Origin of the sequence: Nodosilinea sp. FACHB-141 (assembly GCF_014696135.1) — a bacterium.
Lineage (GTDB): Bacteria > Cyanobacteriota > Cyanobacteriia > Phormidesmidales > Phormidesmidaceae > Nodosilinea.
Map to the genome: position 1 here is coordinate 284,830 of NZ_JACJPP010000018.1, position 23,772 is coordinate 308,601.

The 23,772-nt window shown below is 58.2% G+C and carries 17 protein-coding genes; 10 read left to right on the forward strand and 7 right to left on the reverse strand.

Going from position 1 to position 23,772, the window contains the following annotated elements; translation table 11 throughout:
- Positions 1-115: 115 nt before the first annotated feature.
- The 3 genes from H6F59_RS19640 to H6F59_RS19650 are packed head-to-tail and all read right to left on the reverse strand — an operon-like array spanning position 116 to position 3,212.
- On the reverse strand, positions 116-355 hold the full coding sequence (locus H6F59_RS19640) for a DUF2283 domain-containing protein (protein ID WP_190704233.1): 240 nt from the start codon (positions 353-355) through the stop codon (positions 116-118).
- Entirely contained in the window at positions 340-666 is a 327-nt protein-coding gene (locus tag H6F59_RS19645) for a hypothetical protein (protein WP_190704236.1), read from the reverse strand. Before H6F59_RS19645 ends, H6F59_RS19640 begins: the two co-directional genes overlap by 16 nt.
- Positions 667-704: 38 nt before the next feature.
- Positions 705-3,212 carry a GH116 family glycosyl hydrolase gene (locus H6F59_RS19650; protein WP_190704239.1) on the reverse strand — a complete coding sequence of 836 codons (2,508 nt, stop codon included), beginning with the start codon at positions 3,210-3,212 and terminating at the stop codon, positions 705-707.
- Between the two features lie 321 nt (positions 3,213-3,533).
- Here H6F59_RS19650 and H6F59_RS19655 point away from each other — a divergent pair, with 321 nt between their 5' ends.
- The 8 genes from H6F59_RS19655 (at position 3,534) to thiO (ending at position 12,738) form a co-directional block, all read left to right on the forward strand.
- Complete coding sequence (locus H6F59_RS19655; protein ID WP_190704335.1) at positions 3,534-4,778, forward strand: cysteine desulfurase-like protein; 1,245 nt, start codon at positions 3,534-3,536, stop codon at positions 4,776-4,778.
- Between the two features lie 545 nt (positions 4,779-5,323).
- Positions 5,324-5,875 (forward strand): M23 family metallopeptidase, encoded by a 552-nt coding sequence (locus H6F59_RS19660; protein ID WP_242021577.1) that lies wholly within the window; start codon positions 5,324-5,326, stop codon positions 5,873-5,875.
- Positions 5,876-5,923: 48 nt separating this feature from the next.
- Positions 5,924-8,038 (forward strand): pentapeptide repeat-containing protein, encoded by a 2,115-nt coding sequence (locus H6F59_RS19665; RefSeq protein WP_313887260.1) that lies wholly within the window; start codon positions 5,924-5,926, stop codon positions 8,036-8,038.
- Positions 8,039-8,077: 39 nt separating this feature from the next.
- A complete protein-coding gene (locus tag H6F59_RS19670; protein WP_190704247.1) occupies positions 8,078-8,674 on the forward strand; it encodes a 5-formyltetrahydrofolate cyclo-ligase in 597 nt (198 codons plus the stop codon).
- Positions 8,675-8,723: 49 nt separating this feature from the next.
- Complete coding sequence (locus H6F59_RS19675; RefSeq protein WP_190704250.1) at positions 8,724-9,359, forward strand: CatB-related O-acetyltransferase; 636 nt, start codon at positions 8,724-8,726, stop codon at positions 9,357-9,359.
- 181 nt (positions 9,360-9,540) lie between these two features.
- Positions 9,541-10,113 (forward strand): hypothetical protein, encoded by a 573-nt coding sequence (locus tag H6F59_RS19680; RefSeq protein ID WP_190704253.1) that lies wholly within the window; start codon positions 9,541-9,543, stop codon positions 10,111-10,113.
- A 95-nt stretch (positions 10,114-10,208) separates the two neighbouring features.
- Positions 10,209-10,676: a hypothetical protein gene (locus tag H6F59_RS19685; RefSeq protein ID WP_190704256.1), complete on the forward strand. Its 468-nt coding sequence runs from the start codon at positions 10,209-10,211 to the stop codon at positions 10,674-10,676.
- Between the two features lie 79 nt (positions 10,677-10,755).
- Positions 10,756-12,738, forward strand: a complete 1,983-nt coding sequence (gene thiO / locus H6F59_RS27135) for a glycine oxidase ThiO (protein ID WP_190704259.1) — start codon at positions 10,756-10,758, stop codon at positions 12,736-12,738.
- A 147-nt stretch (positions 12,739-12,885) separates the two neighbouring features.
- Here thiO and H6F59_RS19695 read toward each other — a convergent pair whose 3' ends face one another.
- From H6F59_RS19695 to H6F59_RS19710, 4 genes are all read right to left on the reverse strand, one after another.
- On the reverse strand, positions 12,886-13,086 hold the full coding sequence (locus H6F59_RS19695; protein WP_190516108.1) for a hypothetical protein: 201 nt from the start codon (positions 13,084-13,086) through the stop codon (positions 12,886-12,888).
- Positions 13,087-13,275: 189 nt separating this feature from the next.
- Positions 13,276-13,482, reverse strand: a complete 207-nt coding sequence (locus H6F59_RS19700; RefSeq protein WP_190704262.1) for a hypothetical protein — start codon at positions 13,480-13,482, stop codon at positions 13,276-13,278.
- Between the two features lie 20 nt (positions 13,483-13,502).
- The gene (locus H6F59_RS19705) at positions 13,503-16,415 is read right to left on the reverse strand and encodes an EAL domain-containing protein (RefSeq protein ID WP_190704266.1); all 2,913 of its coding nucleotides are present in this window, start codon (positions 16,413-16,415) and stop codon (positions 13,503-13,505) included.
- A complete protein-coding gene (locus H6F59_RS19710; RefSeq protein ID WP_199325875.1) occupies positions 16,412-17,830 on the reverse strand; it encodes an ABC transporter substrate-binding protein in 1,419 nt (472 codons plus the stop codon). The genes H6F59_RS19705 and H6F59_RS19710 overlap by 4 nt, the downstream gene beginning before the upstream one ends.
- Positions 17,831-18,089: 259 nt before the next feature.
- Between H6F59_RS19710 and H6F59_RS19715 the strand changes: the two genes are divergently transcribed.
- Both H6F59_RS19715 and H6F59_RS19720 read left to right on the forward strand, forming a co-directional pair.
- Positions 18,090-18,731 (forward strand): class I SAM-dependent methyltransferase, encoded by a 642-nt coding sequence (locus tag H6F59_RS19715; RefSeq protein WP_190704269.1) that lies wholly within the window; start codon positions 18,090-18,092, stop codon positions 18,729-18,731.
- A 365-nt stretch (positions 18,732-19,096) separates the two neighbouring features.
- The coding region (locus H6F59_RS19720) for a PAS domain S-box protein (RefSeq protein ID WP_190704272.1) at positions 19,097-23,772 on the forward strand (4,676 nt) is incomplete at its 3' end.

Below are 23,772 nucleotides of genomic sequence, written 5' to 3' on the forward strand. Positions count from 1 at the left end.
GCAGTCAAGGGTGGACAGGTTACAGCAAGGGCGATGGTCTTTGGCGTAGCCTCTCCAGGGGAGAAAGACCAGCCCATCAGGGTCATCGCGTCGCAGATCGCCCCTGCCGAGTTCGTCAAGAGGCAGCTAGCCGAAGATTGGCGATCACCGGCAGTTCTAGCAGAAAGTCAGCATTCAAAAGCCGTTTCGAGAAAAAGAGAATTTCCAAATTCTCCACCTCGCCAGATACCGGATTGAGGCGGGCAATCATTTCGTCGCCAATTTCTTCAGACTCTTGCTCGGCATAGGGCGCGCACTTGTTGATGTAGAGAATATCGCCCACCTGGTCGTACTTTAAAACTAGCTTTTCTGCCATACAGCCTTTCCTCCCACCAATTTACGAGCGGTATACGCTGTGATCACCCAATGCCTCGATGAATCAGCATCGCCAATGGTCACGACTACCATGTAGCGCCCGGTGCGAATTGAGTCAAACCACTTGGAAAATAGCAATGCGGTAGGGTCGCGATCGCTGCTCCGCACCTGATCAGGATCGCTAAGGGTATCGGTTAGCTGCTCCAAGTAGGTGGGCAATGTACCCGGATGGCTACCTGCGATGTGGATCTCTCGCTCTGCGGAAAGTTCTACGGCAGCGCCTAAATAAGGGCAGGCAAACAAGCGAGTCATATCTATCCTAGCCCAGTCGCTAAAATCCTCGTGTCCCGCTATCGGGGCTGATCGGTTATGGCGGTGAGCACATCGTACAAACCCCAGATCGCCATTGGGCGCATATAGTGGCAGGCGCGGTAGGTGCCCAGGGCGGTGATCGCCTCGGGGGTACGAAATTGTAGGCCGTAGGCGTAGATTTGCTGGAAGACGGATTCAGCGATCGCCATGGCCTCTTCCGTCTTCCCCATCTGGGCAAAGAACGCCGCTAGGCCAAAGTTGATGCCAATCCACACCTCCTGCTGGTGGGTGCTGTCGGGGTCTTCGGGAGAACCGTCCGGCAACACGCCATTCGCTGCACCGATCGCCATCTTCAACGTCGCCGCGCTAAAGTTGCCCAGCTGCGCCCCCTCAAACTTCTGCTGAGGCGGCCGCTCCTGGCTTTGGACCACCTGGTTGAATTTCACAAAGCAGGCGTCGTAGATAGCGTCGAGGGCTGACAGAGTAAACTCATCTTCTACCAAGTCGGGTAGGCCCAAGTGGCGCACCATAAACTGGCCGCAGAGTTGGTCGGCCATCACCACATCCGAGCCGCTGCCGGTGTCGAGGCGATAGTAGCGACCATTCCACAGTTTGGGGTGGTAGGCCTTGAGGCCATTGTCGAGCCAGCGGCGGTACTGGCTCAGCAGAATCGGGGTATTGCCAGGAGCCAGACCAGCAGCGGTGAGAATTTCTGCGATCGCGATCGCCGCCTCCATTGCCCCAAGCCACAGCCCGCCGCAGTAGGCACTAATGCCTTTGAGCTGCCAGTCATCGAAGGTCTGGTCGGGAGCACCCTCGTTTTCAGGGATGCCGTCGCCGTCGCGATCGAACTGCTTCAGGTATTGCAGGGTATCGACCACGGCCGGCCAGCAGTCCTTGAGAAAAGCCACATCCGTCGCGCCCGTGAACTGGTAAGCGCGGTAAACCTGGAGCACAAAGTCACTGCCCAGGTCTTTCCACAGGTTGCAGTCTTGGTAGCTGGTGTAGTTGGTCTGTGCCCAGGGGTGCTCGTTGGGAGCACCGAGGTCGTGGGGGGTGGCCCCTTTTAGCTTACGGATGGCGGGGGGATTTTCCAGCCCCATAGTGACGTAGTAGCCAATGATCCGCCGCCGCTCGTCTTGGGCAGGAATGGCGCGGGCGAAGGCGCGCAGCACGGCTTTCTCTAGCTCGGGCCACAGCAGCAGGGTGGCGAAACCGCCGTAGAGGCGCACGTCCAGGCTTTCGTACCAGCGGTAGTCGATGCACTCCAGCACCGCAAACTGGCCCACGGGGTCGGCCCCTGTGGCGGCGCTCCACAGGGTGCCACCGCTGGCCAGGTCGTACAGCTCGTTGAACAGCGCCATTTTGAACCAGTCGGGTAAGTCGGGCCGATCAAGAATCGGCTGCTGCCAGGCGGCGATTTGCTGCTGCCAGGTTTTGTACTCGGTCAGAGCATCGAAAGCAATCGCCCGCGCATTCCGCCCATCAGTGCCAAAGAAGTCGGTGTAGCGCCGGTAATTGTTCACCCCAGCGGCAAATTCTGTCACGGGCAAGTCCCACGCCAGAGCAACGGGGATCTGGCGAGTTTCACCGGGTTGCAGAGTGAAGCGGAGGGCGATCGCGCAGCCGATCTGCTCTCCTTCCTCAGCTGGAGAGGTGTCCAGCAGATTCATCAGCCGTCCCAGTTTGGCAAACGAATCCCACAGGTCGCGTCCGTTGCCGGTCGGGTTCCAACGCAGGTCGTAGGACACTTCCACATTGGGGTCATCCAACGCGGCGATGCACCACTGGCCGTCACCCTCTTTGGGCTCGCCTTGCCAGGCTCCATTCATCACTAGCGCCTTGAGGCCGTCGGCGTTGATGAATTCGTTGAAGTTGCCGGTGCTTTGGACGATCGCGGGCACGTAGTCGTAGTAGGGGCTGCCGTCATCGCGCAGCAGCACCTCGGGCGATTTTTGCGTATTGGTGAACCAGCCCACCATGTTTTGCCAGCTCACCATGATGCTCAAGGTGATGGGGGTGGTAGTGGGGTTGTGGGCCGTCCACTCAAAGGCAACCACCGGGTAGCTGGCTTCTCTATAGTTATCGGGCCAGATGGGCGAAATCTGTTCGCAGGTAATCTGGGCGCGAAACACATTCTCGTAGCGGTACCAGCTACGGGGGTAGAGGGCGTGGTAGCTGCCCGTGGTGCGTGCCTTGGTCGATGCCGGATACCACGACCACGAGGACAGACTGTCATCCTCGGGCGGCTGAGTGCTGAGGGCATAACTCTGGGTTCTGCCGCCCCCCTGCTCCCAAAGGCTAAACTGGCACCCCGGAAAGCTTTGAAACACATGCTCGCCGCCATCCAGGTGCCAGAGGTTAAAGTCGCCGTTGGGCGATCGCCCCACACAGCCTGCCCCCAGTCCACCTAGGGGTGCCCCGTGGTTGGGGCCATCGTCGAGGTTGCTGGCGTAGCGCACGATGTAGTGGTGCTCCCACGGCTGGCCGAGGAGTCGCTGCCACGCCTGGAACGGAATCTGGGGAAGGGATAAGGTTTCAGTCATCCCCAAATATTACCGGAGCGGGTTGGTTTATAGGACGTTGCTAGGCGTTACCGAACTTTGAACTCGGCGATGAATGAGGTCAGTGATCGCGCCCTTACCCATGGCACTAGGCAATTGGAATTGGTTGGGCATCATCCCATTTGTCGAAGTCAATTGCTTAAGCAGACCCATGCCCCCAGTTCGTCACCGATTCCTCACGTCTATGGGCGCTCAAACCCACACTCGCTGTAGATCCTTCTAGAATTGGGGAGCTTGAGAGGCGATCAGAACGTCTCCCATGGCGTCGAACTCGCCCTGCAAAAACATTTGGATAGGTCAACCTTGCCCCTTACCCACAATCCCCCCGTTACCCTCGATCTCGACTTTGTCCGGCAGCAGTTCCCTGCCCTGGCAAGCAACTGGGTGTTTTTTGACAACGCGGGCGGCGCGCAGATTCTGAAGCCCGTAGTCGATCGCATCACCGAATTTCTCTACGAGTCGAACGTGCAGCTGGGGGCTAGCTACGCCGTGTCGCAGCTGGCGACAGAGCGAGTGGCGGCGGGAACCAAGGCCATGGCCACGCTGATCAACGCCGCCGACCCGGCAGAGGTGGTGCTCGGCCCCAGCACCTCGGCGCTGTTGCGCATGCTGGCCCAGTGCTTTCGCCCGACCCTTGAACCGGGCGATGAAATTATCGTCACCAATGCCGACCACGAGGCCAACATTAGCCCCTGGGTGGAGCTAGAGCGCGAGGGCATTGTCATCAGGACTTGGCGGGTGAACCCCGCCACCTTTGAGCTTGATCTGGCGGATTTAGAAACCCTGCTGACGCCGCAAACTCGTCTGGTCGCCGTCACCCACACGTCAAATGTCCTGGGCAGCATTCATCCGGTACGGGCGATCGCCGATCTCGTCCACGCCCACGGAGCGATGCTTTGCGTCGACGGTGTCGCCTTCGCCCCCCACCGTCGCATCGACGTACAGGCGCTGGATGTCGATTTCTACACCTTTAGCCTCTATAAGGTGTATGGCCCCCACATGGCGCTGCTCTACGGCAAAAAGGAGCTGCTGCTGGCCCTGCCCGGCTACAACCACTATTTCATCGACGACACGGCGATACCCTACAAATTTCAGCCGGGGGGCAGCAGCTACGAGCTGAGCTACAGCCTCACGGCGATCACCGAGTATTTTGAAGCCCTGGCCCGGCATCACGGAGAGCCTGGCGATGCTGACCCCATTGCCCAAGCCTTTGGTCTGATTCAAAAGCATGAAGGAGCGCTCAACGAACGGCTGCTCTCGTTCTTACACAGTCGGCCCGGAGTTCGCATTATCGGTCGAGACACCGCCGACCCGACAGAGCGCGTTTCTACCATTTCTTTTGTGGTGGAGGGGGTGAGCAGCGACCAAATTCCGCCCCAGCTCGACGCCCACAACATTGGCATTCGCTACGGCCACTTCTATGCGCTGCGGCTGATCGAAGACTTGGGGTTGCTGCCCCAGCAGGGCGTGGTGCGGGTCAGCATGGTGCACTACAACACCCTTGAGGAATGCGATCGCCTAATTGAGAAACTAGCCCACTGTCTATAGAATCCTCAGCCAACACCGACACATAGTCAGTTCGGCGTCAGCATCTCCCCAAGGAACTTCATCAACCAATGTAGCTTTGCTGCAACAAAGCTTATTGCAACTTAGCCTGTCCCGTTTCTAGCTCAGGCAAGGGGCATCCAGTGTGGCGGCGGCCCACAGTTGAGTCTGTCAGAAAGCCGATGGTCAGGGGATAGAAGGGCCTCTCCCCTGGGACACGGCCTAGGGATGTTGCGGCAATCTTTAATTTCGCTCTGACAGAATTTTGGCAGCAGAAAACAGATTAATTTATGCACCGCTCACCATTTCTCAGGGGCGAGCAAAAATCCAATTTGAAAAGTGTCCCACTTCTGAGATCTGGGATAAGCTAATTGGCGACGTTCGCTGCTCCTCCGATCGCGATTTACACCATGAATTGGCGACTCTGCAATCTCCCCAGACTGACTTCTGCTGCTCAATTCAAACCCGGCGTGGTTAAGACTTTAGTTCGTAATTTGGCGAGCGGTTGGAGGCAGAGACCTCGCCGCAGAGCCTTGCTCGGGCTAGGGTTGGCTACAGCCTTCTTGGTCTCAGTAGCGGTGCCCCGCTCGGTACCGGTGGCCAACGCTCAAGACCTGACCGCTGCGCTTTGGACTCGGGCCTCGTTTCCGGTCGAAAATTTCCAGACCTATACCTCCCCCTTTGGCTACCGCAGCGACCCCTACAACGGTGGCTCTCGTTTTCATTACGGCCTTGACTTAGCAGCCCCCAATGGCAGCTATATTCGCAACTGGTGGGCGGGCGAAGTGCTGTGGGTTGAAGGCGACGGGGCCTGCGGCACCTCCATGGCAATTAAATCGGGGGAATGGACCCACATCTATTGCCACATGCAGGGGCATGTGGAGGGCAGTGGCCAGAACAGAGTCATGGTCGATCGCGATGGCGGCATTCAGCTGCGGGCGGGCCAAGCCATTCCGGCGGGGGCGCGCATTGGCCGAGTAGGCATGACGGGCCGCACCACCGGGCCACACCTACACTGGGCCTTGAAGTACCAAGACAACTGGGTTGACCCAGCCCTGGTGCTGCGGGCTATGTATGTTGGCCAGCAGGCAGCGCTGTAGGGTTCGGTGCCTTGCCCCGGTTGGCGGTGGATAGCCTGGTTAGGACTTGTGGTTTTGGTGATGGGAGTGGCGATCGCTCAGCCGCTCCCGGCCCTGGCGGCTGATAGCCACCCACCTCTGACATTGGACCTGTTGCGCCAGCGATTGGCGACCCCAGTGCAGCGGGAGGGCAGGCCTGCCATTGACCTGCGCTACTACACCATCGATCTAGGGCCGGACAGCCCCCTGACCGATAGCTTTTACCGACTGCTGAGCAGCGGGCTGCAAAGACCGGCTACAACCCCAGCGCTCGACCTGAGCTATGCCGTGGTGCAGGGCGATCTCGACTTGCAGCGCTTGGGCCAGCGCGAACCCCTCTATGGGGACAACCTCTCACCGCTGCTGAGCGATGCCGGACGGGCCCAGCTGAGGCGCGATCGCCAGCGCTTGCTCCAGCTCAGCCGGCTCTCCCAATCGTTGCTGATTCAGGGGCAGGGCAGCAGCCAGCAAATTTATCTGTTTAAAGCGCCGCTGGTAGCGGTGCAGACCCGCTTCACGGGCCAGGTGCTGGGGGGCGACACGTTCTTTTTGGGGCGAGTGCTGGCCAGCGGGGCAGTGTTTGAGCAGGGGCTCTCAGTGGGCGGGGCACGCTTCAACCAGGCAGCAAACTTTTCGGGGGCCGACTTTCGCCAGCGATTGCAGGCCAAGGGCAGCCTGTTTTTTGAGCCAGCCCGGTTTGATCAGAGCCAGCTGCGCAGCGGCGCGACCTTTCAGGGGGCCGAGTTTAAGGCCGATGCCAACTTCAGCCGGGCGGTGCTGGCGGGCGATCTAAACTTTGCCCGAGTGCAGTGGCAGGGGGTAGCTGACTTTGCCCGCACGGTATGGCAGAGCAGCGCCTTCTTTGTGCGCAGCTACTTTGCCAAGGCGCTGTTTTTTACCGAAGCCCGCTTTGACGCGCCGCTGGTGCTGCGCCAGACCCGCTTTGGCGAGCCAGTCAATCTGCGCAACGCCATGGTCGGCGGCGAGGTCGATCTGGGGGATGTGATATTTCTGCCAGGGGCCTACCTGAACGTGGCGGGCCTGGAGTTTAGTCTGGAGCAAACTCAGATTTTGGGCACCCCCGGCAAAATTGGTCGGGTGTTTTCGGTGCCGCAGCTGGCGGGCAACGAGACCCTGCTGCGCAACCTGGAGCGCAACTTTCGCAACCAGGAGCAGATCAGCGACGCTAACTCGATTGCCTACACCGCCGAGCGCCTACGGCTAAAAAGCTGGCAGCAGCGGCTGCTGGGCACTAACGTTAACACCGCTTCGGTAGCGGCCCTGGTGCGGGCGGGCTTTACCGAAACCCAGGCGGCAGCGGTGGTCAACCAGCGCCAAATCCGCACCTTTATTGGCACCGAGGGGGTGCTGAGCGTGCCGGGGGTTGACCTGGCGGCGTATTTGAAGGTGCGCGATCGCATCTTTGCCCGCGACACTTTCCCCATTACCCGGCGATTCACCCTGGCTTTGCAGTGGCTGTGGCTGGGGGCGCTGGTGGTGCTGAGCCGCTACGGCACCAGCTTTGGCCTCACCTTTGGTCTGGGGCTGGTGGCGATTCCCACCTTTGCGCTGATGTTTTGGCTGGTCGATCGCTACCGCCGCCGCCGGGCCACTCCAATTCTGCCGCCGCTGGCCGAGGGGCTGTGGCTGGGGGGAGGCTGTAGCCTGCTGCTGGGGCTGGGGCTCAATGCCCTGCTGCGCTCCGCCGACTATCCGCTGCTCACCCTGGGCTTTTTGTTTATGCTGCTAGTGCCGGTGCCTGCCGTGCTGATTGGTCTGTTGATCAAGCGGGGCCGCTACCACGACCTGATGACAGAAAGCTATTTTGTCGAAGACGGCAGCCTGCGTCAGCTGCGGCTCTTGATCGCCCGCCTGCCGGTAATTCCCAAGTTTCCGTTTTTTCGCGATCGCTACACCTACCTGCTGCTCGATCGCCGCTGGAACTGGCTCAATTATTTAGACTTTAGTCTCAACAACTGGCTAAAATTTGGCTTTAATGACATTCGATTACGAGACGAGCATGTGCCGGGGCTGATTACCGCTTTGGTGTGGTATCAATGGGGGTTGGGTCTGCTCTACACAGCGCTGCTCCTGTGGACGCTCTCGCGCACCATCCCAGGGCTGAACCTGCTGATTTATTTCTAGCGCCGTTGTTGGCTATCCACCGACCGTTTTCTGCCCCCCGTGACCCAACCCTCTGCTTCCGATCTCAACCATCAGGCCAAATCCGATCTGCGCCGTCGCCTCATCAGCGCCCGCCGGAGCATTCCCCCCCAGTTGTGGAAGCAAAAGAGCGATCGCATCTGTGCCCACCTTCTCAACTGGAGCTATTTTCGCCAGTGCCGCATTATCCTGGCCTACACCAGCTTTCGCCAAGAGCCCGACCTCAGCCCCCTGACAGCGCACCATCCCCACTGGGGGCTGCCCCGCTGCGTCGATAAAAACCAGCTGACCTGGCACTACTGGTCGGCCAACAGCCGCTGGCCCCTGCGCAAAGGCTCCTACGGCATTATTGAACCCCACCCCGAATCGCCCCAGGTAGACCTGTCCCTAGTGGATCTCATCCTCGTGCCCGCTGTCGCCTGCGACGTGCGCGGCTATCGCCTCGGCTACGGCGGCGGATACTACGATCGCCTGCTCAGCCAGCCCCCCTGGCAAAGCATTCCCACCGTAGGCATCGTGTTCGAATACGCCCGCCTGCCCACCCTGCCCAAAGACGTCTGGGACAAACCCCTCGCCGGCGTCTGCTCCGAAAGCGGCCTCTACCTCGGCGGAAAATAACCACCTCATCTTCCCCACCCTCCTACTCCCTACCCTCCTACTCCCCGCCATGCACGGCCCTCACCCCACCACCCGCTACCCCATCCCCGGCATCACCCGCACGGCCTTTCTCAACACCCTCATCACCAACCCCAACATCGTCGTCGGCGACTACACCTACTACGACGATTTTGAGAATCCTGAGAACTTTGAGCGCAACGTGCTCTACCACTTCGACTTTGTCGGCGACAAACTGATCATCGGCAAATTCTGCTCCATCGCCTCCGACGTCAAATTCATCATGAACGGCGGCAACCACCGCACCGACTGGTTTACCAATTACCCTTTTCCCGTGTTTGGCCAGGGCTGGGAGTCGGTCATGCCCAGTGAATGGCCTCACAAAGGCGACACCGTCATCGGCCACGACGTGTGGATTGGCTACGGCGCGACCCTCATGCCCGGCGTGCAGGTGGGGGATGGGGCGATTATCGCGGCTCAGTCGGTGGTGACTAAGGCCGTGCCTCCCTACGCTGTTGTCGGCGGCAATCCCGCCCAGGTGATTCGCTACCGCTTCGACGAAGCCACCATTGAGGCCCTGCTAGAAGTTCAATGGTGGCATTGGGAGATTGAAAAAATCACCCGCCACTTGCCCATTATCTGTGGGGCTGACCTCCAGGCCCTGCAAGAGGCCCTCCGCACCGTTTGAGACCCACAGGACGGTAGCGCACCTGCCGACCGATTACTTTCTCGCCAGAAAAATCTTGTGGGATGACTGTCCTGGCTGGCCATTTTCCAGCAACACTGGCCAGCTCAAGCTGGCTCGTCAGTGTTCTCGGCCTAGCCATCTAGGGTATTCTTTGGACAAATTCCTTCGGGTGGCTAAGAGCATGAAACGGCGCGGCATAGTCAATAGTTTGTTTTTAGCGATCGCAGTTACCGTGATGCTGGTCTGGCCCTTGGGGTTACGAGCCCCGGCCCAGCAAAGCGCTGGCTCTCCCCCGCCCCTCGGTAGCGTCGTGCGGCAGTACGAAATGCTGAGCATGCCCACCGCTACCGCCTACTCGGTTTACACCAATAACCTTACGACTCCTCACCAGGTGTGGTATCGCATCCATGGTGGTAATGCTCTATTTCGGCAGCGGCTGCGGGTCTATCAAGAAAATGCTGGCCCTCGCCCCATCAATCAGCTTCCCCCCGAGTCACAGTTGAAGGCAGAAATTACGGATAACGACCCCACCCGCTGGTATCGCTTTGCCCCCGAGGCAGATGTGTTTACCTACTATTTCGACGGCGACAATCGTCTGACGGCCAGAAGCCCCTGGCGCGATGGCTTTGGGGTGAAAGTTAAGCGCACCCGATACACCAACGGCAACCGCTACGAGGTTGACTTTGAAGATCAAGACTCCCTAGACGACTTTAATGACCTCAGGATTGAGGTCGTAATTCTTCAACCGGCGTAACATTAAGAGGGCAAAGCCAGGCGAGAAGCTGCGTCCATGGGGTTAACGGGGTCAATCTACGCAATCATAGAACGTAGGTATGGGTGAGGAAGGCTATGAATCGCTTTATTATCGGTGGCGTTTTGGCGGGTCTTGTGTTGATGCTGATGAGCGGCCTCAGTCGGCTCTCGGGCGATCGCCCCGAAAGAGAACGGCTCGCTAGCCAACAGAATACAACTGCTCAGAATGCCGATGGTTTGGGCGCACTGCCCCTCGAACAGGCTGGTCAACTGGTACAGCGCCAGAGCGAGGTGGGCACCAACGGCACTGCGGCCGCGGGTAACAGCTCGTTTACCGACCAGGGCAGCAATCGCCCCACCATCTCACCAAACAACCTAGGGACAGCGGGAGCCAACGGCACAACTCCTGCCTCCGGCAACGTGATTCCCCGTACCGGGGCAGCGACCACCTATCCGGCTACGAGCGGCGACATTGCGCCCATTCAACCGGGCCTGGTGCAGCCCGGTGCGGTGCAGCGTCCGGCCACCGACCCCGAATTAGACTCGATTCCAGCCCTGTGGTAGGCCCATTCTCCTGCGGTAGAGACGCGGCGTCGCGCCCTCCAGTGGCCTAAAATGAGGCTGAGCACTTAAGTTAAACGGCATGGTAAATCAGGGAAGCGACGTCCTGGTAGTGGGCGGCGGGGTTATTGGCTTGGCGATCGCCCTAGAGCTGCGGCAGCAGGGGGCGACCGTCACTGTGCTCAGCCGCGACTTTCAGCAGGCTGCCAGCCACGCCGCGGCGGGCATGTTGGCCCCCCAAGCAGAGGGGTTACCGCCAGGGCCGATGCTCGATCTCGCCCTCGCCAGTCTGGCGCTGTATCCCAGCTGGGTGAACAAATTAGAAGCGCTGACCGGACAGTCGGTGGGCTTTTGGCCCTGTGGCATTTTGGCCCCGCACCGCACGGCACCAGAGCTACCCGCCGAGAGCTGGCTGGATGCCGCAACTTTAGGTTATTACCAGCCGGGCTTGGGACGGGATGTGCAGGGAGCGTTTTGGCACCCCGACGAAGGCCAAGTGGACAACCGCCTGCTGGTGCAGGCGCTGCGATCGGCGGTGATTGACCTGGGGGTGACCCTACACGAGGGCACTGGAGCGATCGCCCTACGCCACTACCAGGGACGCGTTGAGCAGGTCTGCACCGCTCAGGCGGGCGACTTTAGCGCTGACCAGGTGGTGCTGGCTACCGGAGCCTGGGCCCACGAACTCTTGCCCCTACCGGTATTTCCCAAGAAGGGCGAGATGGCGAGTTTGCGGGTGCCCCTCGGCTACGGCACGCCGCAACCCTTACAGCGGGTGCTGTTTGGCGAAGACATCTACATCGTGCCCCGTCGGGATGGTCGCATCGTGCTGGGGGCTACCAGTCAAGATGTTGGGTTTGCACCCCACAACACGGCGGGCGGAGTGCATCAGCTAGTGGGCAATGCGATCGCCCTGCTGCCCCTGCTGGCCGACTTCACCCTTGAAGAAACCTGGTGGGGATACCGCCCTGCTACCCCCGACGAGTGGCCCATCCTTGGCCCTGGCCCCGCCGCCAACCTCACCCTAGCCACCGGCCACTACCGCAACGGCATTTTGCTCACCCCCATTACCGCTCAGCTAGTGGCTCAGGCAGTGCTGGGCAAGCCAGACCCGCGCTTAGATGCCTTCTCTTGGCAGCGCTTCCACACCGCCCCGCCAACCCTTCCCAACCTTCCCGCTGTTTCTCCTACCCCTCAAGCTATGACCTTTACCAATGTCGCCCCGCCTACCCCCGCCCCATTGGGGGCCACGTCCTTAGAAAACGACTTGACCGACCAATCCCTGATCATCGCTGGGCGTACCTTTTCGTCTCGGCTGATGACCGGCACCGGCAAGTATGACGACTTTGAGGTGATGCGCCAGAGCATTGCCGCCAGCGGCTGCGAAATTGTCACCGTAGCGGTGCGGCGGGTGCAGACCAACGCCCCCGGTCACCAGGGGCTAGCCGAAGCCCTCGACTGGTCAAGGATCTGGATGTTGCCCAACACCGCCGGCTGCAAAACCGCCGAGGAAGCCATTCGGGTCGCCCGCTTGGGTCGCGAAATGGCCAAACTGCTGGGCCAGGAAGACAACAACTTCGTCAAGCTCGAAGTCATTCCCGACGCTAAGTATCTGCTGCCTGACCCGATCGGCACCCTAGAAGCCGCTGAACAGCTGGTTAAAGAAGGCTTTGCGGTGCTGCCCTACATCAACGCCGACCCGCTGCTGGCCAAGCGCTTAGAAGAGGCGGGCTGCGCCACCGTCATGCCGCTGGGGTCACCCATCGGCTCGGGCCAGGGCATTCGCAACGCTGCCAACATTCAAATCATCATCGAAACCGCCAAGGTGCCGGTCGTGGTGGATGCTGGCATTGGTGCCCCCAGCGAAGCCGCCGAAGCTATGGAAATGGGGGCCGACGCGCTGCTGATCAATACTGCGATCGCCAAAGCCGCCAACCCGATCGCCATGGGCCGCGCCATGGGCCTCGCTACTCTGGCTGGTCGCCTAGCCTACCGTGCCGGGCGGATTCCGGTGCAGGGGGTGGCTAGTGCTAGCTCGCCGCTGACGGGACGGGTGACAGAGTAGGGAAGTGATGGAGTAGGAGAGTGGGAGAGTGATGGAGTAGGAGGGTGACGGAGTGGGGGAGTTATATCGAGTCATCCCTAAGTCCTCTGGTCAGGCTTTGCCAATAACCCATCACCCCAACACTCCCTTACCCCATCACCCCATTCCCTAGTCCAAAATCTTCACCCGCCCGAGCTGAATTGCGTCGAACAGGCGATTGACTTGCTTGCGTTCGCTCTCATCAATAGTGCCGTCGGCCAATACTAGGGTGGTTAGCTCCTGATACTGGGTCTTGGTAATGGCGCGGGCCTGAATGAATTGGCTAACTAAATCGGTGATGGGGCAGCCAGGCTGAGATGGCGACGACATAGAGCAGACCCTTGACAAACGTACTGGATAGCGTTGGCCACTGCGCTGGATAGTAGTCACTGCTACTGGCAAAAACTGGGGTGGCGCACTGGCAAATAGCGATCGCGGCTGAGGGTTATACAAAATGTCGTAACCGTCCGGGCGATGGCTATACCAGTTGTAACCGGAAGATGCAGCTGGTGACCAATTCTAAAGCGCCCAATGGAGCAGGTTAGCAATTTGCTGAGCCAGGGTGAACGGGTCAAAGGGCTTGATGATCAGACCGGCTACCTGGAAGGCTGTAAAGCGGGCGCGATCGCGTGCCAGCACGATGGCACGAATGTCATCCAGTTTTTCGGCTGGCCAGCCGAAGGTCGTAGAGCCAGCGGCTGGCCAGATCGAAACCGGTGGCCCCATCCCCCGGTAATAGCAACCGTTTAGGTCGATCTATGGCTAGGCTGCTGAATAAACGCTTCCACCTGGTCAGGGGGCAGCGGCGGCGCGATCCAGTAGCCCTGAATGGCGTCACAGCCCAACTGCTCTAGTCGGCGGGTTTGAAACTCAGTCTCGACCCCTTCGGCAATCACGGTCATGCCCAATGACTTGGCAATCTGAATGATGGCTTTGACAATGCTGACATCGTCGTGGTCAACATCAATATTTTCGACAAACGATTGGTCAATCTTCAGGGTATTGATGGGAAAGCGTTTGAGATAGCTCAGGGATGAATAGCCGGTACCAAAATCATCGATTTTGATATCGACCCCCTGCTTTTGAAGATTCGACAGCGTTGACAGCACGCCCTTCACGTTTAGCAACAGCAGGCTCTCGGTCACCTCTAGACCAAAGTTGGTGGCTGGCAACGATGTTCGCTCTAGAATGGCTTTAATCTGCTCAAAAAATTCGGGCCGCTCAAACTGCGCCGCCGCCACATTCACATTCATCTTCAACCCCTTGACCGTTGGGAACCGCTGACACCAATCGGCCATTTGGCGGCAGGCGGTCTCGAAGATCCACTGGCTTAGGGGAATAATTAGCCCCGTTTCCTCTGCTAGGGGAATAAATTCACCAGGGGCAATTAGCCCGCGCTGAGGATGCACCCACCGCACCAGCGCCTCAAACCCTAGAAGCTGCCGATCGCATAGGCTGACAATAGGCTGATAGTGAAGGATGAAGTCTTGACGCTCTAGAGCCTGACGCAGATGAGTTTCTAGCTCAAATAGCTCGATCGCGCTAGCGTGCATCGCCGGGCTGAAGATTTCGTAGCCAGAGGATTGCCCCTGGGCCTTGGCTCGATACATGGCGTTATCCGCATCGCGCAGCATGTCTTCGCCTCGAATGTAGTTGGGGCTGGCCAGGGTAATGCCCAGGCTGGCAGAGGTAAACACCGTGTGGCCCGTCAGCCTAAATGGCGCTTTGATATCTCTCTGAATGCGCTCCACCACCTGGATGGCTTCGTTCAAGCTGGTGATTTGCTCTAGCAAAATGACAAACTCATCGCCCCCCAGACGGGCGACCGTGTCGCTGGCCCTGACGTGGCGTTGCAGAATGTGGGCAATTTGCACCAGCAGCTGATCGCCCACCAGGTGGCCCAGGCTGTCGTTGATCACCTTGAAGCGATCTAAATCGATGAACAAAACCGCAAACAGCTGCTCGGGGTGGCGTTTGAACCGCTGCACCGCCTGCTCTAGTCGCTCGGTAAACAGAGCTCTGTTGGGCAGACCGGTGAGGGCGTCGTGCAGGGCCTGGTGGCGCAGTTCTTCTTCAGCCAATTTGCGATCGCTGATGTCGATAAAGGTCACCACCACCTGGGTTAGCTGCTGGGCATCGTCAAAGGTGGGAAATGCATTGACCAAGACCCAGGTGCAGTCTGGGGCCTGGAGGCGACGAATGCCCAGCACGCGGTTTTGCAAAGGGCGTTGGCTGGCGAGCACCTGCGTCACTGGATAGTGCTCGAGCGTTAACGCCGCGCCGGTTTCATCCACAATCGTCCAGGGGGAATTGTCAGTCCGCTGGCCCACCATGTCTTCCATCGGCCGCCCCAACAGCTGCACCGCCATCTGGTTGCACATGACGACGGTGGTGTCGGGGGCGTGGACGATCACCCCGGCGTGGAGATGGTCGACCAGCAGGCGATAGTTGGCCTCGCTGTGGCGCAGTTTTTGCAGGGCGATCTCTAGCGAGTAGGTTTGCTGCTGTAGCGTCTGGTTGGCGGTGGCCAGGGCCACGGTGCGTTCGTCGACCCGTTGCTCTAAGGTGTCTAGGGTTTGCCGCAGCTGGTTCACCATGTGGTTAAAGGCCTGGGCCACTGCCGTAAATTCGTTGTCTCCGGTGAGTTGCAAGGACTGGCTTAGATCTTGCTGGGCAATGCGCTCGGCGGCGATCGCCATCAGCGTTAGGGGGTTGATAATTCGTCGCCCCAGCACAACACTGGCCCAAATCGCCAGGGCCAGGGCCGTTAAGGCCGTAGCTAGCAGGGCTACGCTGCTTTGATTGGCGGTGTTGGCTAGCTCACTGCGGGCTGCAGCGGCGCGGGCGGTCGAGCGATCGCTAACGGTTTGAATAATCTCGTTAATGTCTCGGTTGATATTGGCCGCAATGATGCGGTTGACCTGCACCTGCTGATCGAGAAACAGCAGGGCGTTGAGGGAGATCCGGTAGGTTTGCATCAGCGCCCGGGCCTCAGGGTCTAACGACTCCAACGGCAGCTGTTTTAGGGCGGCAGATAGCTGGTCTAGACTCGATTGCAGATCGTCGAGATAGACAGGGTCTTGGGTATTTAGATAGGTCTGCTGCTGAGCCATTAGCTGCCACACCAGCATGCGCAGAGTCGTGATCTCTGCGCGCTGGCTATCGGGTAGGGTGGCGAGCAAATCCTTTAGCTGTCGGTGAACCTCATGGTTCAGGCTATCCTCCGCGATGCGGCGAGTGGTGGTTTCAAAGGCCGATTCGTAGTTGTCAAACAGCGAGTCCAGTAGGGCAAATTCTTCGGCCAGTTCGGAGTTTTGGGCTTCCAATGCCCTCAGGGCGGCTAAGTTCTGGCGGGCCTGGGCCAAATAGTTCTGGTTGGTTTGAACATGCACCTGGGCATTAGCATCGATGTTGCCCCCCTGCCAGGTATCAAAATAGGCCTCTTCAGCTTGGCGAGCCAGCAAAAAGTTGGTTTTCAGTTCTAGGCTGAGCTCGCGCAGCTGGGCGGCGTTGTCGAGGGTGGCCTGGCTGCGAGAGCGGAGCCGCTGCAAGCTGCCATAGCCAATGGCAGCGCTGATGCCGTGCAGCAGCAAAATGATGCCAAATCCCAGCATTAGCTGAGCCCGAATGGTTCTAAACCACCGCAGACGGCCAATCATGGCGATCCCTCCCTCGCCATCATCTGCCTCACAGCGGCCTGGAGCTGGTCGGCAGCCAGAGCTGGCTCTACCCCATCGTAGATATCGTGAATGGTGGCCGCGATCGCCAGGGCCACCTGGTTCCAGCGGGGGTGCAGCACTGCTGTCGGGCGCGAGGTTTGCATAGCGGTTTGCACAGCTAGAGCATAGTCAAAGTTGATCGCCTCGGTGTAGACCGACGGCGTCAACCAGCTCGAAAATCGGGGTGCCCCACCCGTGGCCACGGCAATTTTGGCTTCCATCTCCGGGCTGGTGGCCCATTGAATAAACAGCCAGGCAGCCTGGGGATGGCTAGACTGCCGAGGAATGCCGAGCCCCCAAAGCCAGTGGCCGGTCAGGCTCTGCTGGTGAACTCGGGGCAGCACGGTGTAGCCCACCTGACCGGCGATCGCAGAGGTGTCACGCCGCTCAAAGACAGGCCCAAACAGACTGGCATCGATGTAAAACGCCGCTTTCCCCGCTTGAAAGAGCTGGGTGGCCTCGGGCCAGTTCATCTGTTTGATGTTGGCTGGCCCCGCCTGCATCAGCTGGGCGTAGGTGGTCAACCCTTCAACAATGCGAGGATCGGTAAGGTTAGGCTGTTGCCAGTCGCCGTCGAACCAGAGGTTAAAGGGTAGCGGGGTAGGCTCGGCTCCCCAGCCGTTGAGCACAATCCCCGCCACCGTATCGATAATGACGTCCGATTTAACCCCGCGCATCACCGCCCCAATGGCCTGCCCGCTCTCGTTGATCTGGTTCGCGGCCTGCACCAGCTCAACCATAGTTTGGGGCACCCGACCCGCCAAAAACTGATCTACCAGGCGCTTGTTGTAAAACAAAATGTACGCCTCAAAGGTGGCGGGAATGCCAAACAGCTGGGGGCTATCGCTATCTGGCGGATACATGGCCGCCAGCCGAAACCCCTCGGGAAAGTCAAACAGGTTGTAGTTGGCCGCCGTCAGCTTGGGGTCGTTGAGCAGCGGCGTCAGCGGCAGCAGCAGATCGTCTTCCCAGAGCCGGTAGGCCGTGGAATCCATTGGTAAGAAGAAGACATCCATCGGCACAGGGTCAGCCCGCAACAAGGCCTCCATCTCCACGAAGTAGGCTGGTTCCGCCACCGTGCGCGGCTTTAGGGTGATGCCAGTCAGGGCCTCAAAGTCGGGCAGGTAGGGCAGCAGGCCCGTGGTCCAGGGGTGATCATCCAGCAGCAGCCCGATCTGATCGCCCGCAAACTGCCGCCAGTCAAAATCCTGGCCCGACTCGATCGCCGCTCCATCGGTAGGAGGTCGAGCCGACGGTCGGCACGTAGTTAAGCTTGCCATCCCCGCCGCCGCTGCCAGCTGCATAAACCGACGGCGGCGAAGCGCACCTATAGACTGAGCCAATAACTTTGGCATCACGGCAACGATTGTAAGGAACAGGAACCATTCAGAAACGCACCGGCTGTTTCCTTAAGCATGCCCCATAGGGGCATATTGCAGAGCCTAGACAAGGGGGTCAGTGAAGGATGGAGTCTGTGGACTTAATCCCCGAGCGGCAACATCTCCCTAACCTTATGAAAGGTTAAGGGACCTATTTTCCCACAGGGTTTGCCCCAGCCGGTTTAACGTAAGGACTTGATCCCCATCTTTCGTCAATTTAGCTGAGGCAAAGGATATGTACTCTGATCCTGTTCAGAAGGAATACGCCCATCTTGCGCCTTGGTACGATCGTCGTTGGTCATTTTATGTTGATGCCACAATTCAAGAGACCATGCATCGTTTGGATCTCAATTCTCATGAGCGCATCTTAGATCTGGGTTGTGGAACAGGAACGTTAATTCAGCGCCTTTTGCACTTAGCTCCAGAAATAGAGATTGTCGGATTAGATCCTTCCGCAGAGATGTTATGTGTAGCCCGACAGAAATTACCGAAGTCAGTTGAGTTGCGAGTCGGTAGTGCAGATAATATTCCATTTCCAAACGAGAGTTTTGATTGGGTGATTTCAACCAATGCATTTCATTACTTTCGTCATCCTTACCAAGCCATCCAAGACATAAAGCGAGTCCTAAAGCCTAACGGGCATCTAGTTATTACAGACTGGTGCGACGATTATCTGACGTGTCGTATTTGTGATATTTTTCTACGCCTTTTTAATCGCGCTTATTCTAGGACCTATGGCACAAGCGAATGCCAGAGAATGCTCCAAAATGAAGGATTAGCTGAGGTTTCAATTGAGAAATACAAAATTGATTGGTTGTGGGGAATGATGACAGCAACGGCTGTTAAGAAAGCGATCGCGACACAACAACCTAGTTAAAACGGACTGGCCAAGTCGATCGATGTTGCAAAAAGGCTATTAGCAACTGCTCAATTAAAACGCTATCCCGGTTGATCAACTTTTGTATCAGGATTAGGCAGCTGGTTGGCCAATTTTTTCTGCACCTTCTCCAAGAATGGGCGATGATACCTTCGGACTCTTTAGCCCCGTAACCTACGCTGCCATAGGTGCGATCGCACTCTCCCCTACCTACACTCCAGAATGCTCTCCGCCAACCCGTCCAACTGCTGAAGTACACCCTGTGCAAACCTTTTTAAGTTAAACGTCTATCTAAAGGATGATTTATATCCTTGCCAAAGTCGGGTTGAATGGATTTACCGTTTATGTACACGGCTCCATCCTCCATGAAACGCAACGCGAGCGGGAAGTTTGTGAACAATTGGGAGCGAGAGACCAAGCATCGAGTCAGCCTATCTTTAACCCACACGGCTTGGCGATCGCTTGAGCAAACGGCCAAACAACAGGGAACTTCTCGCTCTGAAGTAATCGAGCAGTTTGCCCGCAGCTTAGAGGCAGAGCAGGCTATCCGCAATCCTGAAGAAAATGTTCAAGTTGTGCGGCTGCAAAACCAACTACTTGAGCTACAGCAGCAGAACCAGGCGTTAGAGGCACGGTTAGCCCATACGCCAGGCCCAGTCGAGCGGGCGACAGAGCACAAAGTCGCAGCTATTTTAGAAAGCATCACCGACGCGTTTGTGGCCTTTGACCGCCAGTGGCACTACACCTACGTCAACCAGGCAGCGGCCCAAATTCTGCACAAAGCCCCTGAAGATTTGATTGGCAAACAGGTTTGGAACGACGTTTTTCCGGAGCTAGTGGGTGGGGTGGCCTACGAGGCCATGCACCAGGCGATCGCAGAGCAAGTGCCGGTAGCCTGGGAAGAATACGGCGAGCCGCTGCACCGCTGGCTTGAGGTAAAAGCCTATCCGTCCGCTGAGGGCATCGCGGTTTACTTTCGAGATGTGACCGATCGCAAGCAGGCCGAGGTAGAACGGGAGCGACTGCTCCGCGATTTGGAAACAGAACATGCCCAGTTTGAAGCGGTGCTGCGGCAGATGCCGGCGGGCGTGCTGATTGCTGAGGCCGGTTCTAACAAATTGGTGCTAGCCAATGAGCAGGCGAAACAAATTTTGGGATGTAGCTACGAGCAGTCCTACGAACTAGAAGCCTATGTACCCATCACTCCCTTCGAAGCGTTTCGCCCCGACGGGCAAAAGTATGAGCCTCACGAATTTCCTCTGCCGCGATCGCTGAGAACCGGTGAAGTCGTCACCGATGAGGAGATGGAGCTTCGCCAGGACGATGGTCAACGGACCGTGATTACGGTGAATGCCGTCCCAATTTTGGACGGGCAAGGGCAAATTTTGGCGGCCGCTGTAGTTTTTCAAGACATCACCGAACGCCAGCAAACCGAAAAGCTCCTCAGGCAGCAGGCTGAACATCTCGAAAACCAGCAGAAATGGTTAGAAGCCGTTCTCGATTTGATGCCAACGCCGACCGTTTTTATTGAACCAGAAACTGCAAAAGTCATTTTTGCTAACCGCATTGCCAATGAGTTAGCCGGGGGTGATTTGCCCAAAAACAAATCCCTGGAGGAGTATGCCAACGCCTACTACTGCACCGATGCCCAGGGCGATCGCATTGCCACTGACCAAATGCCCGCCGTGCTCCTTGCCCGTGGGGAGCAGTTACAGAACTACGAGATGAACTGGCATACCCCCGACGGCATTCGGGCCACCCTCTGCTGGGGAGAAACCTTGCCCGCCATGTATGGGCACGCGGCGATCGGCATTGGCATGTTTCAAGATGTGACTCGCCTCAAGCAGATTGAGGCGAACCTGCGGCAGGCCGAAGAACGCTTACAGCTGGCCCTCTCATCGGCCCAAATGGTGGCTTGGGATGTGGATCTAGAAACCGATCAGGTCGTGTGCTCTCCCAACGCCGAAGAAATTTGGGGCATGCAGGTCGGCACCACAGAGGCATTTCGGGCCCTCATTCACCCAGAGGATCGTCCACTGCTCAGGCAGGCGACTGTAGAGGCCCTGGAGGGAAATCAGGCTTTTGCCCAAGAATATCGCGTGGTCGCCCCCGACGGTGAGGTGCGCTGGCTCAAGGGCCAGGGACAGATTTATCTCAATGAATCTGGGCAAGCCGTTCGCATGGCCGGGGTTTCGATCAATATTACCGAGCGCAAGCAAATCGAAGCCAACCGCGAGGCCCTACTCGCAGAATTACAGCGAAAAGAACAGCAGCAGAAATTTTTGATTGAACTGAACGATGCCGCTCGCACTCTGCAAGACCCAGAGGAAATTGTTTGGCAGGTCGTCAACGCCACCGGCAAGCAATTTAACGTCACGCGCTGTGCCTACGGTGAAATTGATCAGGCCCAAGAACATGTGATCGTCGATCGCGACTACTGCGACGGCGTCATCAGCGTTGTGGGTAAGCACCACATGGATTCCTTTGGGGCTGAGATCATTGCCGAGCTGAAGCAGGGCAAAACCGTTGTAGTCGACGATGTCGCTCGCGACCCCCGCACCGCTGGCGTTGGCGAGGCGGCTTTTGCCGCCATTGAAACCCAATCGCTGCTCTGCGTGCCCCTGGTCAAGCGCGGGCGGTTCGTTGCCCTACTGGTGCTGCACCATGCGGCACCCCGCCCCTGGACGGCAAACGATGTGGCCCTAATGGAGCGCATCGCCGAAAAAACTTGGCTGGCCGTAGAGCGATCGCGGGCCGAAGCGAGCCTGCGCGAAAGCGAAGCGCGGCTACAGCTCGCCCTCAATATCGGCCGCATGGGCACCTGGGAATGGGACATGCAGACCGGCACCATCCGCTGGTCGGCGGGGCATTTCACCATCCTGGGTTACCAGCCCAACGAATGCGAGCCGAGCTACAAAATGTGGGCCAACCGAGTCCATCCCGACGATCTAGCCTTGACCAGGGCAAAGCTCCAGCAGGCGGTTCGAGATCGCACCGAGTACCACCACGAATATCGACTACGCTGGCCCGATGGTTCCACTCGCTGGGTCGAGGCTCGGGGGCAGTTTTCCTACGATATTCAAGGCCATCCTAAGCAGTCGATCGGAGCGGTGATCGACATTACCGAGCGAAAGCAAGCAGAGGAGGCCCTGCATCAGGCGCTGCAGAAGCTCAATTTCCACGTTGAAAACACGCCCATGGCGGTGATCGAGTGGGACCGAGACTTTCGCGTGACTCGGTGGTCTGCGGGTGCAGAGCGCATCTTGGGTTGGCAGGCCGACGAAATGCTGGGCAAAACGCTAGCCGAGATCCCCCTTGTCTATGAAGACGATCTAGAACCGGTTACTGAATCCTGCCGCCGGTTAGTTTACGGTGAAGAGTCCCACATTTTTTCCTCCAACCGCAACTACACCAAAGATCGCGCCGTGGTTCACTGCGAGTGGTACAACTCCAGCCTTAAAGACGAGTCGGGACGGATGACCTCTATCCTGTCGTTGGTGATGGATGTCACCGACCGCAAACGAGCCGAGCAGGAGCGAGAACAACTGCTCGGGCGAGAACGTTTGGCCCGAGCCCAGGCTGAAGCTGCCCAACAGCAGCTGGCCACCCTGGTTGACACCTCCCCAATTGGGCTGGCGCTGTTAGACGGTGAGCAGCGATTTATCGCCATCAACGACGCCATGGCTGAGATCAATGGGTTGCCCCGTGACCATCACCTGGGTAAATCCGTTGCAGACCTATTTGGTCCCTCTGACCCCGCCATCGTCGAGGTTATTCGCCAGATCTATGCCACAGGACAGCCGTTTATTTCGCCCAACCTGCCCCTCAATGCCCCTGGCCATGAGGATCGCCGCCCCGGTTATTACGACGTTTACTATTTGCCAACGGTTGACTCAAATCAGCGGGTAGAACGACTTTTAGCCTACGTTATTGATGTCACAGAGCGCGTCAAACTAGAGCGCGCCCAGCAGTATCTCGCTGAGTCGAGCGCCGTGCTGGCCTCTTCCCTCGACTACCAAACGACCCTAGAGAAAGTTGCCCAGCTCACCGTGCCGAAATTGGCCGACTGGTGCACCGTTCACATCGTGGAGGAGAATGGCGCGATCGACCAAATTGCCGTGGCCCACGTCGACCCGGCCAAGCTGGAATGGGCCCACCAGATCCGCGACAAGTATCCCCTAGATACCAATGCAGAGCGCGGTGCCGCCCTGACCCTGCGCACCGGGCAACCCGACCTGGTGCCTGAAATTCCCGATGAGCTGTTGGTCCATGCCGCCAAAGACCCTGAACATCTGGAGATTTTGCGGCAGGTGGGCTTTAGCTCGGTGATGACGGTGCCGCTGCGCACCCAGGATCGCATCATTGGCGTGATCTCGTTTATCTCAGCGGAGTCGGGCCGCCGCTACACCACCGCCGATTTGCAGCTCGCCGAAGAGTTGGCGCACCGGGCTTCATTGGCGATCGAAAATGCTCAGCTCTATCAGGCGGCCCAGCGCGATCGCACCAAAGCCGAAGCCGCCAACCGCATCAAAGATGAATTCTTAGCCGTCTTGTCCCATGAGTTGCGATCGCCCCTGAATCCAATTTTGGGCTGGGCCAGAATACTGCGCAGCAGACAGCTGGATGCCGCTAAAACTGATCAAGCCCTAGAAACCATCGAGCGCAACGCCAAACTCCAGGCGCAGCTAATCGAAGATTTGCTCGATGTCTCTCGCATTTTGCAGGGCAAGCTGACCCTGACTGTTGCTCCAGTAAATCTCGTCACTACGATTGAAGCGGCGGCTGAAACCGTGCGCCTAGCGGCGGAGGCCAAACGGATTCACATTCAAACCACGCTGAATGCGATCGCGGGCCAGGTTTTAGGCGATACCAACCGGCTCCAACAGGTGATTTGGAACCTGCTCTCCAATGCGGTCAAGTTCACCCCAGCGGGTGGGCAAGTCGCCATCACCCTAGAGCAAGTTGACGCCTATGCTCAACTTCAAGTGCAAGACACCGGCAAAGGGATTCATCCTGACTTTTTGCCCCACGTGTTTGACTA